Consider the following 20698-nt stretch of genomic DNA (forward strand, 5'->3'; position numbering starts at 1 on the left):
ACCTAGTGTTTGATCGATGGCTGCTCCGGTTCCCGCTCCACCCCAGGCCAAACCCACGGCGAAAGCTCCGGCGGTGATCAATCCGCCCGGGCAGCGACCGCCCTATTGGCAGGAAAACCGGGAGCGGCAGGCCGCCCAAACCAATAACACACCCGGCGGGATTCTGTCCGGCTTGACCACGACTCCGGCTTCCCAGCTTGGAGCGGCATTTACGCAGGCAACCGTTCACAGCAAAACCGCTCTCAATAAGCAGAAAGACGAAGCGACCAAACAACTGCCGGTCGTTGATGAGTCCAGCGGAAGCGCCTTTTCGCAGTCGCAGGCAGCCACGGCCCGGTTTCGGGCCCGAAACCGGGTAGCGAACAGTCGACCGGTTTCACCCGCTAATCCGGGCGTTCAACCACCGGTTTTTACCCTTCCGGACATTCCGCAACAGGCCACCATCGTTAGCCCCAACATTAACTTTCGGAGTGCGGGAAATGCCGCCGAAGTAGATCCCCATCGGGCGCAGGAAGCCCTGGACGGCGTTGAACTGGACATATCCGATATTCCGACAACCGCCGAAGCACCGGTTCTCGATTTGCAAGGCGAGGCCGATCCTGCTCAACTAACCACCGACCAACAGCAGCAGGGGCAGGAAGTTACCGATGCAAAGAACGAAGCCGCGCTGGAAATCAATAATGACTTTGGCGAAAACGGGGTAATCAAACGGCCTGGTCACACGAAGCTGAAGGCCAGCCACGTCATTCAATCGAAGCTACCCAAGGCAAAACCGGTCGCTCCGGGTAAAGTACCGACTGGCCAGACCCAGCTTACTTTAAACGCCCAGTTTGCGCCGGTTATTCAGGAAAAAATTGGAGCCGAAAGTGCCCGCTACGATGCCGGTCAAGCCGATTATGAAGCGAAAAGTACGGCAGAGCGCCAAAAAGCCGATGGAAACATCGATGCCGAACGGCGGAAATCACAGCGTGACCAGCTCAGCGCCCAATCCGACGCGCAGGGGCAGGTCAGCCAATCGCGGCAGGAATGGCACACCGAACTGAATACTGTTGAAACCAATTTCAACACCAGCGCCAACGCCGAAGCTATCCGACAAAACCGGCAGATTCAAACCAAACAAACGGAGGGCAACGCGGAAGCCCAGCGGCACATTGCCGACGGCAATCGCGAAGCCGAAGCCAAGCGAAACGAAGCGAAGGAAGAAGGTCGCCAGAAGCAGGAAAGCAGCAAACGCGAAAGCAAGGGCTTTTTCGGTTGGCTGGGCGATAAGGTATCCTCGTTAATCAATGCCTTAAAAAGTGCGCTCAACTTTATTTTCGATAAGCTGCGAAAAGCGGTCACGTGGATTTTCGATAAAGTAAAACGCCTGGCCCTGGCAGCCCTTGAATTAGCCCGGAAAGCCATCGTCGGGTTCATCAAAGCATTTGGGGAATTTTTAAAAGGACTGGTAGAGGTTGCTTTTGCGGCCTTCCCCACCCTCCGCGACCGCATCAAGGCCAAAATCGACGGGGCCGTTCAGCGGGCCGAAGCCGCCGTCAATGCCGCATTTGAATTTTTCAAGAAAGCCGTTTCGGCGATCATCGATGCGCTGGCGGCAGTGGTCGATTCGATTCTGGGGGCTTTGCAGTTTCTGTATAATGCTGCCTTAACAGTAATCGAATTTGTAACGGTTGGAATATTGCGCGTTATGGATTTGCTGACCGACATCGATCGGTTGTACAATTTGTTTAAAACCATGGTTGATGGTTTCCGAAAAATCTGGAATAATCCAGAGATACTGGAAAAGGAAGCAAAAAAATACTTACAGCCCTATATCGATAAAATTCCGGGAGAGACCCAAAGTGAAGTAAAAAAAGCGTTGGCCGTTTTAGGCCTTGCCACCGCTAAGCACCTAACCGGTATTTTAAAATACCTGACTCCGACGGTCAACAAGCTAATCGCAAACTGGTGGGGTGAAGCTAAGAAAATGATTTGGTTCTTAATTTGGCCATTTGCCGAAGGTAGTCCGCTATGGGAGGATGCGCCCAAATTATGGCACCTAATACCGCAGATATATAAGGATGCCAGAGCTGGCGAATTCAGTAAAGCGATCGATGGGGGTTTGGAGTGGATGCAGGCACTCAACATGACTGTTGGAGCCTTTGCTGGCTGGATCGCAATTGGTGGAGCCATCATAGGTGCAATTGTGGGCGGAATAATGGGAGCCGGAGTTGGAGCCATACCTGGGGCTGGTGCCGGTTTTGAAATTGGAGTTGCGATTGGTGAAGGAATTCTGGTATCAATGATTGCTACCGAAGGACTTGTCATTACCAAAGCTGTATACGATTTATCTGTTACGGATGACGATGAACAGACTGAACCCGAAAGCAATGAATCTTCAGATCCAGAAGCTATTCCATCCGACGGAGAGCAACTCCCTGTCACGTATACCAGTGGAAGTGTTAAAACCAATCATGACCGAATTCAGTATGCTTATCAGCGGATTGCCAACAGTGGGCTAACACTTGGAATCATGGTGGCACTTATGATCCTGGGTGCAATCGGAGGTAAAATTGCACAGGCATTATTGGCAGGTGTGAAAAAACTCGGCGGTCTGGTAGCTGACCTGTTGCCCAATGTCGCCAAGGGAGTTCGGGGAGCCCTGGGTGCCATCAAGGAAACAAAAGCTTTCGGCAATTTAGCTGATGCCGCCAGGCGTTTCAATGCAGGCAGAAAGGCAATGAGGCAACGGATGCGTCCGGGTAAATACAAAGCATCACATGAACCACGGCCTTTTGAGTCGAAAGCAGATCCGGTTCGGGATTATTTGGGCCCTGGACATCAGTCTCATCCGGTCGAATGGGAAGCCATGCTACAGGATATGCGGGAAGCAGGTGTAGAAATCCAATTCACAGAACCCGGAAATGAACAGTTTGCTTATGGACCAGGCTTGAGAAAGGGCGAACCGGGTACTATCAAACTAGACCCTGATGCATCCATTTCAGCCTTAAGACACGAATATCAACATTTTCTGGACGACCGCGCTGGGGGCTACCGAGGGATGGCGTCATTATTTGATGATAACTACCGATACAGCACGGAGTTCCGGGCGTACATGGAAGAAATAAAGTTGATGCGGAAACATCGGCGATTTGATATTGCAAGAGAACTTTTAGAAAATTTACGAGCCGAAAAAGCGCGAATATTTCGGCTCGATGAATTGCCAACTCCAGAACCGGGAGGTATTATTAGCCCGGAAACAAGACGGGCTATCAGTACAGAAATAACGCAATCCGTTCAAGCTGAGATAGCTTTAACGAAAAGCACGTTTGGCCACACATTCACTACGCACGGCGAAGAAATGACCACCTTTTTAACAAATAGGGCAAGGGGTTCAGGCATTGCGCAAGGACAGTTTTTAGATAATCAGGCAGCTGCCCGCTTTATTAAGGATAATTTAGGGGCAACCACGCAGGGAGCCACATCCCTGCCAATGCCCGAAGGATTTCCGGCAAGAATGATTAATCCGGATGGCACATTCGGAATACCAACTAAAATCAAGCTGGTTCCCGGGGGAAAAGGAGTAAAAACGGCTTACCCAGAGTACTAAAATTTATGCCTAATGATCACTAAAGACACTATAAGGAAGGTCAGCAAACTTCTGAAACTTTCTTCAACAGGAGATGAGCAAGACTGGGCCATTGAATATGCAGACGAAACCCGAATTGCAGATTTCTTGAAAACCTTGCAAACCTATACGTTGTCATCTGCGGAAAAAATTGCTATTGTTTCATTAATACTCGCATCTTATGATGAGTATTTAGCCACTAATATTGATCATAGCAATGAAATATGGAATCAGATAAAACCTATATTGGATAGCGACAAATTACAGTACCAAAACTTATTAATCTATTGGGCAGTTTTTGATGAGAAAAATGAAGGTAATTTATTCAATATAACTCCATTGGTCAGGGATTACTTAATCGCATAATTCTTTAAAATCATCTATTACATGAACACCATTTTCCCAAGGGACAATACCCTTTCCAATCAGGACGTCAGTTACCTCACCGGTAATTTAAATCAAAAATCACCGCTTGAAAGAGCAAAAATCTATACTGAATTAGTTTACAGGATTAATGAATCGCAAGACGTAGAGCCCATTTTATTCGATGCGATTCGTAACGAAAATAACCGCCAAGAAAATTTCTGGGGATTTATTAAGGTTGCATGGATACCTGTGATCGGAATTCTGGACTCAAAAAACCAAACTTTAATTGATAAAACTAAAGAAATATTACTAAAGAACTGGAGCAGTATCGAAAGAAAAAACTTACATGAGTACGTAAAAAAAGAGTTTGATCTTTCCAACATTTTATAAATTTTCAATCACAATCAAGCGGTTTTTATAAATCCCAAACTCTTTAGACAAATCGCTAAATAAATTAAAGGCACTAATTTTAAGTCCATTCGTACAACCATTTATCATGCCGCTCCCCGCTCTCCTCGCCCACCTTCTGACCAATCTCAGCCAGCACTTCGGAGTGGAGATCAAAAGCCATTTATCTGAAAAAATAACCGATAATTCCCATTTCAATCAGTTCGTTGAAACACACCAGCTTTCCGACAAAGAACAACTGTTGCTGACGGTAGCGGTTTTGCCGTACCTCGATCCATCGTTTTTCAATGAACTCAATGAGCAGGTTGGCGGTAGTCTGGTCAAACCGTCGCTGTTGTTTTATCAGGAACCCACCACCGGGGTTTTGCTCCCCCTGTTGCAGGTGGCTCTGCTGATTGTATATCCCGATGCGGGTTGGCAATATGCGTTGAAAACCACCGAAACGATCGCTGGTAAACTGTTTAAAACCGGTATCCTGAACCTGCAAACGCTTAGCAACAACGAACAGAAAAACAACCCGCTTTTGCAGCTGCTGGAAGTAGACAGCCATTATTTCGCCCAGCTTTTCAACGGACAAACCGTTGACTACCAGCTTTCCAGCCAGTTTCCGGCCCGGAAGATCAGCACAGTGCTCACCTGGGATCACCTCATTCTGGAACCCGATACCCGCGAACAGGTGGACGATATCGTGGACTGGCACCGGCACCAAAAAGAGCTTTTGAAAAACTGGGGGCTGGGCTCGATCGTCAAACCGGGTTACCGGGTTTTGTTCTACGGCCCTTCCGGTACCGGAAAAACGCTCACGGCTTCCCTGATGGGGCAACGGCTAGGTTTGGATGTTTACCGGGTGGATTTGTCGCTGGTCATCTCCAAATACATTGGCGAAACCGAAAAGAACCTGTCGCAGCTGTTTGCCAAAGCCGAGAACAAAGACTGGATCCTGTTTTTTGACGAAGCCGACGCCCTTTTTGGCTCCCGAACGGGGGTTCGCGATGCCCACGATCGCTACGCCAATCAGGAAGTCTCATACTTGCTCCAGCGAATCGAGGAGTTTGAAGGGATTGTCATTCTGGCCTCTAACCTCAAACACAACATCGACAAAGCCTTTGCCCGGCGGTTTCAGGCCATGGTTGAATTCCGGATTCCCAAGGTTGCGGAACGCGAACGACTGTGGCGTCAGGCATTGGTAAAAGCGTACGATTTTATTCCGGAAATTGCCCGCAAATACGAGGTTACCGGCGGAACGATCGTGAACGTGGTGCAATACGCTACCTTGAAAGCCCGGCAACGCGAAAACCGTGACATTCTTCTGACCGACATTCAACGGGGGATCGCCCGCGAGCTTTGGAAGGAAGGAAAAACGCCATGAACCACCTTGTCCACAAACTGGTTCTCGACCTCCATTTTCCGTCCGATGAAAAAAACCTGTCGGCGATCAACCACCGGATTGATCAGGAATTTCGGGATAAAATCGTCCGGGTAGTGCAGGAAGTACTGGAAAACGTCCCGCTGCACATCAATGTGTTCATTGAAAAAATCGAACTGGACCACCGCGGGTCGGACGCAGAAAGCCTGATCCGGGAAATTAAAGATCAACTGAACGCCCAGATACAGCAAGCCCTCGAAAGGGACCGACTCAAGTTTCCGGAATCCGAATGGAAATACGCGAATTCGCCCGCGGACGGAGCAGACCTAAAAACCGGAGACTTTAGCCCGCAGGATGCCGAAACGGTTTGGACATTCGAAAGTCTCCGGTATTTTCTGGAAACGGGGCGGTTTCGGTGGGAAACGCAAAAGCTGATTTTACAGCAAAATCCCGATTTTGTGTTTGAGTTGGTCCGGCGTTTTCAGGCCCCAAACCGTACCCAATGGATCCGCTTGTTCAGCGAAAAACCGGTAGCCTTTGTCCGGTTTCTGCTTTATTTCAGGACTAATCGGGACGAGGTATTACCAATCATCGCCGACCATTTTACATTTTTCAAATCGGATATCCTTGCGTTACTTCAACACCTCGCTCGGTTTGATTCAGCTCGTTTAGCGGTTGTAGCCAGTCAGGATTTCGGCCGGTTTTTTGATTTCCTGAAAATAGAATCCCCTTCGCGGCTCCAATCCGGACAAGCCGCAGCCGTTTTGGTGAATTTACTGCTGAAAGTGGATGCGCCACGCTTGAAAAGACGCCAGCCATCGGCTGTTCTGATCGATCGGAAGGCGATTGAAAAAATAACCGCAAAAGGGATTTTGCTGTCGCCCGATTTGGTGCGAATGGCCGAAGAACTCGCTCTTTCGACACCTGAAATCAAGGTGTATAGCGAAACAACGACTTCGGAAACACCGGCTACCCTACCCATAACGAATGCCGGCGTCTTGCTCCTTCATCCCTTCCTGCTGCCGTTTTTTGACGAATTCAAGTTGTTATCCAAGTCCCGGTTTGTGGATAGATTCAGCCAGTTCAAAGCCGTCCAGCTCCTGCATTACCTGACGACTTCCCGGCTTCTGTTCAACGAAGATGAAACCGCTTTCTATAAAATTCTGTGCGGCATTCCCCTCGACGAAGCGGTTTTTCCGGTCTGGAAGCTAACCCGAAAAGCAAAAAAAGCATGCCGGGAATTAGTTCATGCCCTGATCGGTCACTGGGAAGTGCTGAAAAATACATCACCGGAGGTTGCCCAGACCGAATTTCTCCAGCGAAGCGGCATCCTGTCTTCGGAAAAAACGCATTTTGTCGTGACAATGGATAAAAAATCGATTGATGTTCTATTGCAACGTCTACCCTGGGGCATTGGCATGATTAAGCTGCCCTGGGCCGAAAAATTAATCGTGGTGCAATGGGACTAACACAACGCCATTCCGTGGGATCCATTCAGTTGAGATCATGCTCTCCCAGGCTGGTCGAACCGCGCACGATCAGCTTCGTGGGCAAAACCACCAGTTCGGGTTCCGGACGCTCGTCCTCAGCACCTAACTGATTGAGCAACAGCCGGGCGGCCTGGCGGCCAATCTCATCGACCGGTTGGGAAACCGTCGTCAAACCGGGTTCGATGAGGGCCGAAATCGGGTCGTCGCTAAAGCCCACAATCGCAATATCTTCCGGTACACGCAGCCCCCGGCTTTTGATCACTTTCAGGGCTTCAATCGCCGTCGGGTCGTTGATGGCAAACAGCGCGTCGGGCGGCTGGGGCAGATTCAGCAGGTGATTGACGTAAATATTCGCCTTGTCAAGCGTCAGATCGTAGGAAATAATCAGCGACGGATCGATTGGAATCCGGTAATGGGTCAGGGCGTCCCGGTAGCCATTCAAACGTGAACGGCTGTTTTGCAGTGAATCGGGTCCCGAAAGATGGGCAATCCGCCGTTTACCGGTTTTGATCAGGTGCTCAACCGCCTGATAAGCGCCTTCATAATCGTCGACGGCTACCTTCGAAACGCTCATTTCGTCGACAATCCGGTTGAAAAAAACCACCGGAATGCCTTTCCGGTCGAAGATTTTGAAGTGTTCAAAATTGCGGGTTTCTTTCGTATGGGACACCAGAATACCGTCTACGCGACTGGCTAACAGCAACTTCGTATTGACAATTTCCGTTTCGTACGATTCGTTCGAGTGACAGATGACGATGTTATAGCCCGCTTTCGCCAGCACCTCCTGCGCACCAATGATCACCTTGGGAAAGAACGGGCTCAGAAACTCCGGCACCATAATGCCGATGGTTTGCGTGCGGTTAGTCAGCAGCGAAATCGCCAGCTGGTTGCGCTGGTAATCGAGCTGCGCGGCCAGTTCAAGCACCCGTTCGCGGGTTTTGGCTTTTACGTTCGGGTGACCCGTTAGTGCGCGCGAAACGGTCGATTTGGAGAGGTCCAGGGTTTTGGCAATATCGACGATGGTAGCCTGATGGTTTTTCATTAAATAGTACTATTCTAATTTTATCGGTTTTTCTGCAACAAAATCCGTGTTCATTTCCCACTGAATGACTTCTTTTTTGGGAATGTTCCCAAAATTTTGGGAACATTCCCAAAAATATAATTCAATTTTTTCTTTTCAAAATTACCATTCCGTCGTAATATCAATCAGGAAAAGCAAAAAAAACGGATTTAGTAGGTTTTAACCCAGTTAAAGACTTATCCAACGGGATATCTGCCTGCTGAATTTCTAAAAGCCACTCTTTTCCTTGAAATAGTAAATTTTCAATACCAACCATTAACCGCAAGGACAATGTCCAGATTTACGTATGCAGCTTCCTAAACCAAACCGGTTAGCGAGCGGACTTCTCTGTCTCCTTTGGCTAGCCCTCTCTTTCTCATCATTCGCCCAGTCTGGCCGCACCACGTCTATCCGCGGCCGGGTCACTTCCGGCACCGACGCGCTGCCCGGAGTCAACGTCATTCTGAAAGGCACGACCCAAGGCACGACAACCGATGTCAACGGTCAGTATACCCTTACCATACCGGAGGCCAGCGCCGGATCGGCGGTTCTCACGTTCTCGTATATCGGGTACGTTTCGCAGGAAATCAGCGTCGGCAGTCGCACCAGCATCGATGTTTCGCTGGTGTCGGACGACCGGTCGCTGAATGAAGTTGTCGTGGTTGGCTACGGAACCCAGCGGAAAGTCGAAACCACCGGTGCCATTGCGTCGGTCAAAGCCGCTGACCTGGTGCAAACGCCGGTTGCCAACGTCGCCCAGGGGCTGCAATCGCGGGTTGCCGGGGTGCAGGTAAACCAGAACACGGGCGCACCGGGTGGTAACATCAGCGTCCGGATTCGCGGGACCAACTCGATCAACGGGAGCTCCGAACCACTGTACGTTGTCGACGGGATTCAGATTTCAAACAGTGGCGGCATCAACGATGTCAGCCCGCTGTCAACCATCAACCCGAACGACATCGAATCGGTGGAAATTCTGAAAGATGCCTCGGCATCAGCGATTTACGGCTCACGGGCGGCCAACGGGGTTGTCCTGATCACGACCAAGCGCGGTAAAACCGGTGCCACCCGCGTCACGTTCGATAGTTATTACGGCGTTCAGAAAGTCAACAAAACCTTACCGGTTTTGAACGCGGCCCAATTTGCCCAGCTGGAGAATGAAGTTTTCAAGAACAATTTCTACCCCAATCCGTCTTCCCTGGGCGAAGGGACCAACTGGCAAGATCTGATTTTCCGCCAGGCTCCGATCCAGAACCACCAGTTGTCGATCAACGGCGGAACCGAAAAAACGCAGGTGGCGCTGTCGGCCAACTACTTCGACCAACAAGGAATCATTATCAATTCGGCTTTCAAACGCTATTCCTACCGACTGAACGTCGATCATAAAATCAGTGATCGCGTCAAGATAGGAACCAGTATCTTAGGCAGTTACGCGATCAACTCCGGAATTACAACCGGTTCACAAACCATTGGCGACGCGGGCGTGGTCACGGCGTCCATCCTCGGCGCGGCCATTGGTGCTCCGCCAACGCTGGTGCCATACCGGGCCGACGGGTCGGTTTTCCCATTTGGTGAACAGGCCGGTGGTCAATACCGGGAAGTGACCAATCCGTTGAACTTCGCCAGTGTTTTGAACCGGAACGCCATCAAGCGAACCCTCGTGAATGCCTACGCTGATTTCACCATTCTGAAAGGGCTCACTTACCGGGCTTCGTTCAATGCCGACATCCAGAGCAGCTTGCGCGATGGGTACTCCCCCCGCTCGATCGTCAATAAATCGGACTTGAACGACAATTCGGGGTCCGGGTTCAAAGTCAACGGCAATAATCTGAATTTGCTGCATGAAAGCATTTTGACCTACAGTACAAGTTTCGCTACCGACCACACCTTCAAAGCCACGGCGGTGGTCGCGTCGCAATCGGAACAATACAATCAGAACCAGATCAACGTCAACGGTTTTCCGAACGATGCGACCCAGAACGAAGCCCTGCAACTGGCACTAAACCGCACGGTGACCAGTACGCGGGATCGTCAGCGGCTGGATTCCTACCTGGCGCGTGTCAATTACGGATACAAAGACAAATACTTCCTGGATTTAACGGCTCGGGTCGATGGATCGAGCAAATTCGGAGCCAACCACAAATACGGGTTGTTTCCAGCGATTTCGGCTGCCTGGCGGATCATTGAAGAACCGTTTGCCAAAGATCTTTCCTGGCTGTCGGATCTCAAACTTCGGGGTAGCTACGGGATTACCGGAAATGCCGCCGGTATAACTCCCTATCAATCGCTGGCGACGGTTGCGGCCCTGGGCAGTGACTACAACCTCAATCATGCTTTTGTAACGGGCATCAACCCGTCGGGCATTGCAAACCCCGATTTGCGGTGGGAACGTTCAACCCAATCCGACATTGGTCTCGACATTGGGATTTTGAACAACCGCATTAGTTTCATTATCGATGCGTACCAGAAAACCACGAAGGATCTGCTGTACGTGAAAGGCTTGCCGCTGAGTTCGGGTTATAGCACCATCACCGGAAACTTTGCCTCGATGCAAAACAAAGGTCTGGAGTTCGCTGTCAACGCCCGGATTCTGGATGGTGCGCTGAAGTGGAATGTCAACGGTAACCTGACCATGAACCGCAACAAAGTGCTGGATCTGGACGGCGGCACCACGCAGGAACGGTTTATCACGGCCTATTCGGTCCTGAAAGTAGGTCAGCCACTGGGTGTTTTCAAGACGTATGTGTACGACGGCATCAACCAGACCGGCGAAACGATCCTGCCCGGCTACGACGGTCGGTTGGGTGGCCTGAAAGTGAAAGATATCAACGGCGACGGTGCCATCTCGGCGGCCGATCAGGTAATCAGCGGAAATCCAAATCCGAAGTTTATATACGGTTTTTCGACGAACCTGTCGTTTAAAGGGTTTGATCTGAGCATGTTCCTGTCGGGTTCGCAGGGCAATGATATTTATAATGCGGCCCGCCTGTCGTTCGAAATGCCGCTGGGTCAGCGCAACCAGTTTGCCGGACTCGCTAACCGCTGGTCGGCCACCAACCCGAGCAACGAGTACGTGAGCGGTTTTCAGGCCGGTCGTTTGCCCGTAACCAGTCAGGTGGTAGAAGATGGCTCATACCTGCGTTGCAAGAACCTGACGCTGGGTTATACGCTGCCGCGCATCAAAGGACTCCAGTCCATCCGGGTGTATGTGAGCACCAACAACCTGTTCACGATCACCAAGTACAGCGGTTTTGATCCGGAGGTGAACACGTACGCGGGACAAAATACTGCCATCGGTATCGACAACCTGGTGTATCCCCAAGCCAAATCATTCCTGGGCGGTTTGCAGGTCACATTCTAATTAGAACTGGGATTACAGGGATTAAAGGATTAATGGGATTTCAAATACATACTAATTAATCCGCAGAATGTCCTCTTAATCCTTTAATCCCCGTAATCCCAGTTCAAGAACCTTTCAACATGAAAAAGATACTCATTCCCATATTCACTGTTTTCTGTTTGACCAGCTGTGAGCTGGACGAAACGATTTATTCGTCCATTTACACCGAAGCGTTTTACAAAACCGCTGCCGATGCGGAGAAAGGGCTCGTGGCGGCTTACGATCCGTTTGCGGATATGTACAGCGGCCCGGCCGGAACGCTGGTGCCGGACTTTAGCGACGACCAGACCTATCCGCGGGGCGTAGTAGGCCGTAACACGCTGACACTCTTCACCTACGACGTTAATTACACGACCCAGAAAAGTAACTCACGGATCAACGAAGCGCCCCAGCAAATCTGGTCGTCGGGCTACGACGGCATCGAAAAAGCCAACTGGATCATCGCCAAAGTTCCGGCAGCGGTGATGGACGAAACCCGTAAAAAGCAGATCATCGGGGAAGCTTATTTCCTGCGGGCGTTCTACTACTGGATGCTGGTGAAAAACTTCGGTGATGTGCCCATCAAAACCACGCCGAGCTATTCGGAAGCGGATGCGATCGTTGGCAAAAGCCCGAAAGCGGACGTTTACAAACAGATTTACGCGGATCTGGATCAGGCCCTGGCGGCCGGTTTGCCCTCTTATCCGGCAGTTGACAAAGGCCGCCCGGCCAAGGAAGTAGCGAATGCCCTGTACGCCAAAGCGGCTCTGTATAACGAAGAATGGCAGAAAGCGCTCGAAAAAGCGCAGGCAGTGATTACGTCGGGTAAATATTCCCTGATGCCGGATGTGCGGGACGTTTACAAATACGACAAGGAAGATGCCGCGCGCATCGAAAACATGTGGGCGTACGAAGTGGACCCGATTTCGCCGGGCCGTTCGCACCAGCTGACCGGTTTGTGCGGACCTGCCGCCAGCGGTGGACCGGAATACGGCAAAACTACGTTCGGGTCGATGTTTGCCTACCAGTCATTCTACAACTCGTTCAATCCGCAGGACAAACGTCGGCTTTTGCTGGATACGACGTACGTGGACAAGAATGGCAAAACCGTACCACAGCGGAGCGTAACGCCGATCACCACCGATGGCGTGCTGATCAAAAAATACCAGGACCCGGTTTCGACGCAGGGATTGATCCCGAATATTCCGATCTTACGGCTGGCCGATATGTACCTGATTGCGGCCGAAGCCGAAGCGCGTCTGAACGGACCGACGGCTACCGCTTACGGGTACATCAACACCATTCGGAAACGGGCCGGATTGGCCGATCTGGCAACCGGGCTGTCGAAAGACGCGTTTATCGAAGCGGTTTTGCAGGAGCGCGCGTGGGAGTTTTTCGCCGAAGGCGACCGCTGGTATGACCTGACCCGGACGGGCAAGTTCCTGACGGTTATTCCCAAAGCGGTGAATGCGGTGTATCCCGTTCGGAACGTAACGGCGAAAAACCGGTATTTCCCGATTCCCCAGGACGAACTGAACGCCAATCCGAAACTGGAGCAGAATCCGGATTGGAAATAGTTGAACGTACCCACGGACTTTAGTCCGTGTTTTGTTGAAATTCTTGACTAAATAGGGTTTCAAGACACGGACTAAAGTCCGTGGGTACGTAATCAAATCAACGTTGTAGATGAAAAATTTCAGTGGTTTTCTTTTTCTGATCATGGTGATTCTGGCGTTTCCCCTGCGTTCGGATGCCGCATCGACGCAACCGAAAATGCCGGGCGAAGTGCGGGAGTTTACCATTATTGAAAACGATACCACGACCTATATTCTGAAGCTGGCCTTCGATGACGCCGGACATCCCGCTTATTTCTTTCGGAACATTTTCACCCCGGTTTGTCTGACGGGCGAGTGTAAACCGGTGTACATCAACTTCTATTGGGATCTGGTGGGAAACTACCTCCGCTACGATTTTCCGCCGGGCGAGGTGTTGACTAAAATGGATCACAAGGAATTCAAACAGGAAGATTACGACAAGTTGCAGGATATTCTGAGCCGCCCCAATTCGTTGCTGAAAGACGTTGCGATGAACGACCTGGTTGGAAAAGGGACCGAAAACCTGGCCGATTCCGTCGATGCCAAAGCCGGAGCGACCCTGAAAACTGTGAAAAACGAGGTGATCGACGGGGCGGTTTACACCTGTTACACGCTCTGGCACATTGCCAATGGCTATGTCATCGACGAAATCCGGCGGATTATGGAAACGTACCGGGATGAATCGCTGCTGCACCGGTTTTTGTCCAGCACCAACCATTACTACCAATACTGGGCGATGGAACGGGTGATCGACCAGAACGGAAATCTGGATGCCACGTTTAACGCCGATGTGCAGAAAATCATGCGGGGAACCAATGTTTACACGGCTCGATTTGCCCTGCAACGCATTGCCGATCCGTATTTTTTCGATTCGAACCGGCAGCTTTGGTTGTGGGAAACATTCCGAAAAGCGCCCTATCCGATCCAGATTGTGATTCTGAAAAAGCTGGCCAAAATTCCGTTTGGTGCTCCCCTGGCCGACCTGACTACCAAAGAACTGACCAGCGCCAACCCGGAGCAGTTCAGGCTGATGCTTAAGCTACTGGCCACTCAGCCGAAATTACCTGAGAAAGCGCTGCAAAATCTGGCGTCTCATCTGACCCATTCCAACCCGGATTATACGGCTGAAATTTACCGTGTTCTGACGGCCTTTCATCCCAAAAACCGGGATATTGTGACCCGAATGAACAGTTACAAAGCAAAAAATCCCTAAGCCTAACGTTGATTCATCCTAAACCCAATACCTGACTTTACAACCTGACTGTTCCCATGAAAAACGCACTCAAAACCCTCTTTTTCCTGCTGCTTGCACTACGGCTGTCGGCTCAGGACCACGTGTTTGTGGAAACCGAATCGTTCGAAAACAAGGGCGGGTGGGTGATCGATCAGCAATCGTTCGTGGTCATCGGTTCGTCTTACCTCATGGCGCACGGCATGGGACGGCCGGTGAAAGATGCCACAACGACTGTCAGTTTTCCCAAAAAAGGCAAATACCAGATCTGGGTTCGCACGAAAGACTGGGCGCCGTTTCCGAAAGGTCCGGGCAAATTTCAGGTTGTTCTTGACGGAAAACCGCTGAATCCGGTTTTCGGCGAAAGCGGTTCCGACGCCTGGAAATGGTACAACGGGGGCGAAATCGACGTTAAAACCGATCAGCTGAAACTCGCACTCCACGACCTGAGCGGTTTTAATGGCCGCTGCGACGCCATTCTGTTTACCAACATACCCAAATTTACACCTCCCGATAAACCGGCTGACCTGACTGCTTTCCGGAATAAATTGCTGAACCTGTCCGACAAACCCGCCGAAGCCGGAAACTTTGATCTGGTGGTGGTTGGCGGAGGCATTGCCGGAACCTGTGCCGCCATTTCGGCCGCCCGAATGGGACTGAAAGTAGCTTTGATTCAGGATCGACCGGTTTTGGGCGGTAACAACAGCTCCGAAGTTCGGGTGCATTTGCGGGGTGATGTGGACAAAAACCATTACCCGAAACTGGGCCGGATCGTCCGCGAAATGGATAACGGCGATCCCGGAAATGGCCACCCGGATGCGCAGGAATACGGCGATGCCCGGAAAACCGCCATTGTGAAAGGTGAACGCAACATAACGCTCTACCTGAATACGCACGTTTACAAAATTGAGAAAAAGGGCAGCGCCATTTCCGCCGTGATTGGCCGCGACATTGCCACCAACAAGGAAGTACGGTTTACAGGAACGTATTTTTCCGACTGCACGGGCGACGGAACGCTGGGCTATCTGGCCGGGGCCGACTACCGCTTTGGTCGCGAAAGCAAAGCCGAAACGGGTGAATCGCTGGCGGCCGAAAAATCGGATGATTTCACGCTGGGAACCTCAAATCTGTGGGCGTCGCTGGACCGCGATACGGCCACTACCTTTCCCGAAACACCCTGGGCGCTGCCGTTTTCGGATGAATACCACATCGACGAAGCCCGCTCGGACTGGCAGTGGGAAACCGGTTTTGGCAATTATAACACCATCACCGACGCCGAGAAAATCCGCGACCACAACCTGCGGGCGATCTACGGCAACTGGTCGTACCTGAAAAATCACAAGAAAGACAAATACGCCAAACGCGAACTGGCGTGGGTGGCCTACATCGGCGGCAAACGCGAGTCCCGGAGGCTGCTGGGCGATTATGTGCTGAACCAGATGGACATTCAGGAAGGCAAACAGTATTCAGATGGCACTGTGACCGCCACCTGGACAATCGACCTACACTTTCCGGACGCCCAAAACAGCAAACACTTTGAAGGTCAGGAGTTTTTCGCCGGCACCAAGCACATCAAGGTAGCGCCGTACACGATTCCGTACCGCTGCATGTATTCCAAAAACATTCCCAATCTGTTCATGGCGGGCCGGAACATCAGCACCACGCACGTGGCATTCGGCAGCACCCGCGTCATGCGGACCTGCGGTATGATGGGCGAGGTGGTCGGTTTTGCAGCTTATGTAGCCAAGAAATACAATACGTCACCGCGCGGGGTTTATCAGGAACATTTGCCGGAATTCATGGCGATTATCAAGGACGAACCGACGGCGGCAAAGCCGTAAATCGACGAATGACGATCGACCATTGACCATCGTCGGCGGTCAATCGTCAAAGGTCAAAAAACGAACTAACTACCATGAAATACAGCCTTAGTCTATTACTCGGATTTGTCAGCCTATGCGGTTTTTCTCAGAAACCGAAAACCGTCGGGTTGTCGAACGACCGGGTGCAACTGATCTGGGAATCAACCGCCAGCGGCTGGCGGTTGCAGAAAGTAGCGGTGCAAAAAAACAAGCAGTGGCAGACACTCGCCCAACCATCGGGCGAAAACACCTTGCTCTACGCAGCCGAAAAACCGTCGGACAAACCGGAGCGTACCTTCAAGGACATTACGGGTGCCGAATTCCCCGGTCACGAATACCATTATCAGCAGGTTCAGTGGGCCGAATGTACGAGCCCGGTTTCGCTGAATACCGCTGGACAAGCCATTCATTTTTTTCCGAAAGAAGCCCAGCAAACCGGTAAAAATCTGACGTTCAGGCAGGAAACCGACGCGGCTTCGATCAACACTGAATGGACGCTGGACCCGAAGTTTCCGCAGGATGTCATTGTCAAACAAACGCTGACAGCGAAAAAAGGCGGTTTTTTCTCATTGGCCAGTCCAACACTCGCTACGGTTTCGGAACAAAACCTGTCGTGGGCGACGGTGCCGGGGTATTTTCAGGGCAATAAACTACAGCCGAATTTTGTGCTGGCTTACGCCTACGGCCACGGTATTCCGCAATTGCCGGTGGTCTACCGCGAGCGCTGCGCCAGTACGCTGTCGCCGATGATCAGCACGAAAAACGGCCTGACGCTCGCCGTGATTCCGGAACCGGGTCTGGCGCGCGATCCGTGGGCGAACGACAAAATCACGCAGCTCGACTGGAACATCGGCTTGTCACACATGAACCGCAAAGCTCAGTTGTCGCCGACGCTGTATTATCCGGTTTTGGGGGAACCGAAATCGACCTTAAAACCGGGCGAAACCATCACGTATACGTTCCGCTACAGCCTGACCGACGGCGACTGGTTCAAAGCCCTGAACCACACGGTGTACGATATTTACCAGTTCAAGGAGTCGCTGGCGCTGCGGAAAAGCAGGCAGTCGCTGACCGATCGCATCCAGAAAATGCACCAGTACCTGATCGACCCGAAAACCTCGCTCTGGAACGTGGAAGAGTATGAAGGCAAGAAAATCGGGGCGCAGTCGTACCTCGGCGGGGTGGTCGGTTCCGACAAGGATGCCATGAAAAATTCGGATTACGGCGCAATGTGGATGCTGGCCACGGCCACCGGCGATTCGGCGCTGACGAAAAATGTGCTGCCTTATGCCGAAAATTTCAAGCTCGTTCAGCAGGAAACGAACAACGGTTTTTTCAAAGGCGCCGTGGAAGGACAATATTACCTGGCCAAATCGAAAAAGTTTGTGGAAGAATGGGGTGCCGTGGTTGAACCGATTGCGCTGACGTATTACACGATGCTCGACATTGGTAACATGTTACTGTTTGAACCGAACGACGCCGAGTTGAAAGAGCGGTTACGGTTTGGGGCCGAGCGTTTGCTGACCTGGCAAAAACCGGATGGCAGTTGGGCGGTGGCTTACGACAAGAAAACGGAACAGGAAATTTTCAAAGATATTCAGGACGTCCGGCCGACTTTTTACGGCATGATCGTCGCCCACCGCATCCTGAAAGACCCGAAATACCTCGCTGCGGCCCGTAAGGGTGCGGATTGGCTGATCAAAAATGCCGTTGAAACCGGGAGCTTTCTGGGGGTTTGCGGGGATGCCCGTTACGCGCCGGATTTTGCCACCGGACAGTCGGCGCAGGCTTTTCTGGATTTGTACGACCTGACGAAAGACGAGCGGTACAAAGCGGCCGCCATTGAGTGCGCCAAAATTTACACGACCTCGATTTACACACACCCGATTGCCAGCCACAAACCGAAAACCGTCAACGGCGTTGCGCGCGAAGACTGGGAAATCAGTCAGGCGGGTTTAAGTTTCGAGCACGGCGGGATTTTCGGCTCGGCGGGTCGGCACGGACCGATCCAGTTGTGCAGCCACGCGGGCCTGTTCATCCGGATGTATGGCATGACCAAAGAGCCCATTTTTGCGGACATGGCGCGGGCCGGTGCCATTGGACGGGATGCGTTTGTGGATGCCAAAACCAGTGTGGCGTCGTATTACTGGCAGGCCATGAACCGGGGCGCCGGACCGTATCCGCACCACGCCTGGTGGCAAATCGGCTGGCTCACGGATTACCTGCTGGCGGAAGCAAACCTTCGTTCGGGCGGCAAAGTGGTTTTCCCGCGCGGTTTCGTGACCCCGAAAGTGGGTCCGCACCAGACCTACGGTTTTGCCGCAGGAACCGTCAATGGCGAAAAAGCGAATCTGGTCATTGACGAAAAGCTGGTGACGATCGACAATCCATCCGTCGATTACATCCTGGCGAAATCCGAAACAAAAGACAAGGTATTTGTGATTCTGCTGAACAACAGCGCCCAGCCGTCTGATTTTCAACTAACTGCGAAAGGCCGGAAAGCCACTAAGAAGCAATTACCGGCTTTTGGATTTGAGGTGATAACGATTGAAAGCCGAAAGTTGTAAACCCAACAATCAAAGAACTTGAATACAACCATTGATACCATCGTCATCCTCGTTTTCTCCGCCTTTGTGCTTGGAATCGGGATGCTGTTTGCCCGGACCGGACGCAATCTCAAGTCGTTTTTTGCGGGGGGAGAAGCCGTGCCCTGGTTCATCGGCGGGCTGTCGCTGTTCATGAGTTTTTTCTCCGCCGGTACGTTTGTCGCCTGGGGTTCCATCGCGTACAAGCACGGCTGGGTCGCCATCACGATTCAGTGGACCATGTGCATTGGCGCGCTGGTCACCGGTTTGTACCTGGCCCCGCGCTGGAAAGCGACGGGTGCCTTAACCGCGGCCGAATACATCCGGAAACGGCTCGGGCTGACGGTTCAGAAAGTGTACATTTTCATTTTTACCCTCGTATCGGTTTTTATCAAAGGCTCGGTTCTATACCCGGTGGCGAAACTGGTCAGTTCGTCGCTGAACCTCCCCCTGATTCCCTGCACCATCGGTTTGGGCATTTTCATGATTGCCTACACCGCCGTCGGGGGTCTTTGGGCCGTCATGGTGACAGATATTCTGCAATTCGTGGTTCTGTCGGCTGCCGTGTTCATTCTGCTTCCCCTGTCGCTGGATCGGGTGGGCGGTTTTGACGGCTTCACGAACGCTGTTCCGGACGACTTTTTCAACCTGCTCAACGGCGAGTATACCTTCGGCTTTGTGGCGGCTTTTGTCATTTACCACATCTGTTACATCGGCGGCAACTGGACGTTCGTGCAGCGGTACACGAGCGTCGATAGTCCGAAATCGGCGCGAAAAGTGGCGTTTCTCTTTGCCGGATTGTATCTCGTCAGCCCGGTAATCTGGATGTTACCGCCGATGATTTACAAAGCCATCAATCCTGCGCTTACCGGTCTGGACACCGAAAACGCCTACCTGATGATTTGCAAGCTCGTCCTGCCGCCCGGTTTACTCGGACTGATGCTGACGGGCATGTATTTCTCAACCTCGGCCAGCGCCAATACGGCTCTGAATGTGGTGTCGGCGGTTTTCACTAACGATATTTACAAGGGGCTAATCAATCCGCAAGCGTCTGACAAACAATTGATTCGCGTGGCCCGGGGCTCGTCGTGGTTTTTCGGTTTTGGGATGATTGTTATTGCGTTGCTGGTTCCGAAAGCGGGCGGTATTGTCGAAGTGGTGTTAAGTATTTCGTCCATTTCGGGCGGTCCATTGCTGGCTCCTCCCCTCTGGGCTCTGTTTTCCAAACGCCTGACCGGGAAAGTAACCCTCGGGATTACGAGCATCGCGCTGACGGTCAACCTGTTTTTCAAAGCCATTTCTCCCTGGTTGCTGGATTTCAAGCTCAGTCGGGGTACCGAAACCATCATTGGTGTTGGCCTGCCCTTACTGCTTCTGCTGGCCTACGAACTCTGGGCGCGATCGCGTGAAAAAGTAGCGAATGAATACCTGGATTACCGCGCGGCAGCCCAGCAAAAAAGGGACGAAACTGCCGAAGCGGCAAGCGAAGAGGAAGCAATTGAAATTAAAAAGCAAAACCGGTTCGGCCTCCAGGTCATTGCGGTTTCGCTGGTTTTTACCGGCGTCATGCTGCTCGGACTGAGTTTCCTGACCACGCAGGGAGCCGTCATCACGGCGGTCATTTCAGCCGTAGTGCTGGTTTCGTCGCTGATTCCATGGTCGGCATCCCGCCGGGTTCAAATCCCTTCAGGATTGCAACAAACGGAGAAAATCGTCAAGTCGAATCACGGATAATCGGGAGAAAAATTT

General features: G+C 51.7%; 12 protein-coding genes. 11 read left to right on the plus strand and 1 reads right to left on the minus strand.

All coding sequences use genetic code 11. The features are described 5' to 3' along the window. Nucleotides 1-16 precede the first annotated feature (16 nt). The 5 genes from EHT25_RS08330 to EHT25_RS08350 all read left to right on the plus strand — a co-directional run bounded on the left by EHT25_RS08330 (nucleotide 17) and on the right by EHT25_RS08350 (nucleotide 7216). Nucleotides 17-3589, plus strand: a complete 3573-nt coding sequence (locus tag EHT25_RS08330) for a hypothetical protein (protein WP_124873180.1) — start codon at nucleotides 17-19, stop codon at nucleotides 3587-3589. Between the two features lie 12 nt (nucleotides 3590-3601). Continuing rightward, on the plus strand, nucleotides 3602-3973 hold the full coding sequence (locus tag EHT25_RS08335; RefSeq protein WP_124873183.1) for a hypothetical protein: 372 nt from the start codon (nucleotides 3602-3604) through the stop codon (nucleotides 3971-3973). Between the two features lie 21 nt (nucleotides 3974-3994). Next, the gene (locus EHT25_RS08340; protein WP_124873185.1) at nucleotides 3995-4363 is read left to right on the plus strand and encodes a hypothetical protein; all 369 of its coding nucleotides are present in this window, start codon (nucleotides 3995-3997) and stop codon (nucleotides 4361-4363) included. Nucleotides 4364-4469: 106 nt separating this feature from the next. Further along, nucleotides 4470-5750 (plus strand): ATP-binding protein, encoded by a 1281-nt coding sequence (locus EHT25_RS08345; RefSeq protein WP_124873187.1) that lies wholly within the window; start codon nucleotides 4470-4472, stop codon nucleotides 5748-5750. Further along, on the plus strand, nucleotides 5747-7216 hold the full coding sequence (locus EHT25_RS08350) for a contractile injection system tape measure protein (RefSeq protein WP_124873189.1): 1470 nt from the start codon (nucleotides 5747-5749) through the stop codon (nucleotides 7214-7216). Before EHT25_RS08345 ends, EHT25_RS08350 begins: the two co-directional genes overlap by 4 nt. A 25-nt stretch (nucleotides 7217-7241) precedes the next feature. On the opposite strand, the gene EHT25_RS08355 is transcribed toward EHT25_RS08350, so the two are convergent. Next, the gene (locus EHT25_RS08355; protein WP_124873191.1) at nucleotides 7242-8279 is read right to left on the minus strand and encodes a LacI family DNA-binding transcriptional regulator; all 1038 of its coding nucleotides are present in this window, start codon (nucleotides 8277-8279) and stop codon (nucleotides 7242-7244) included. A 325-nt stretch (nucleotides 8280-8604) separates the two neighbouring features. Between EHT25_RS08355 and EHT25_RS08360 the strand changes: the two genes are divergently transcribed. From EHT25_RS08360 to EHT25_RS08385, 6 genes are all read left to right on the plus strand, one after another. Beyond that, nucleotides 8605-11658, plus strand: a complete 3054-nt coding sequence (locus EHT25_RS08360; protein ID WP_124873193.1) for a SusC/RagA family TonB-linked outer membrane protein — start codon at nucleotides 8605-8607, stop codon at nucleotides 11656-11658. 119 nt (nucleotides 11659-11777) lie between these two features. Next, nucleotides 11778-13253: a RagB/SusD family nutrient uptake outer membrane protein gene (locus EHT25_RS08365; protein ID WP_124873195.1), complete on the plus strand. Its 1476-nt coding sequence runs from the start codon at nucleotides 11778-11780 to the stop codon at nucleotides 13251-13253. 109 nt (nucleotides 13254-13362) lie between these two features. Continuing rightward, nucleotides 13363-14484 carry a hypothetical protein gene (locus EHT25_RS08370; RefSeq protein WP_124873197.1) on the plus strand — a complete coding sequence of 374 codons (1122 nt, stop codon included), beginning with the start codon at nucleotides 13363-13365 and terminating at the stop codon, nucleotides 14482-14484. A gap of 56 nt (nucleotides 14485-14540) precedes the next feature. Further along, complete coding sequence (locus EHT25_RS08375) at nucleotides 14541-16343, plus strand: FAD-dependent oxidoreductase (protein ID WP_124873199.1); 1803 nt, start codon at nucleotides 14541-14543, stop codon at nucleotides 16341-16343. Between the two features lie 74 nt (nucleotides 16344-16417). Next, the gene (locus EHT25_RS08380; protein WP_124873201.1) at nucleotides 16418-18931 is read left to right on the plus strand and encodes a glycerophosphoryl diester phosphodiesterase; all 2514 of its coding nucleotides are present in this window, start codon (nucleotides 16418-16420) and stop codon (nucleotides 18929-18931) included. 18 nt (nucleotides 18932-18949) lie between these two features. Next, entirely contained in the window at nucleotides 18950-20683 is a 1734-nt protein-coding gene (locus EHT25_RS08385) for a sodium:solute symporter family protein (RefSeq protein ID WP_124873203.1), read from the plus strand. Nucleotides 20684-20698 lie beyond the last annotated feature (15 nt).

Origin of the sequence: Larkinella rosea (assembly GCF_003858635.1) — a bacterium.
In the GTDB taxonomy this organism is placed as follows: Bacteria; Bacteroidota; Bacteroidia; order Cytophagales; family Spirosomataceae; genus Larkinella; species Larkinella rosea.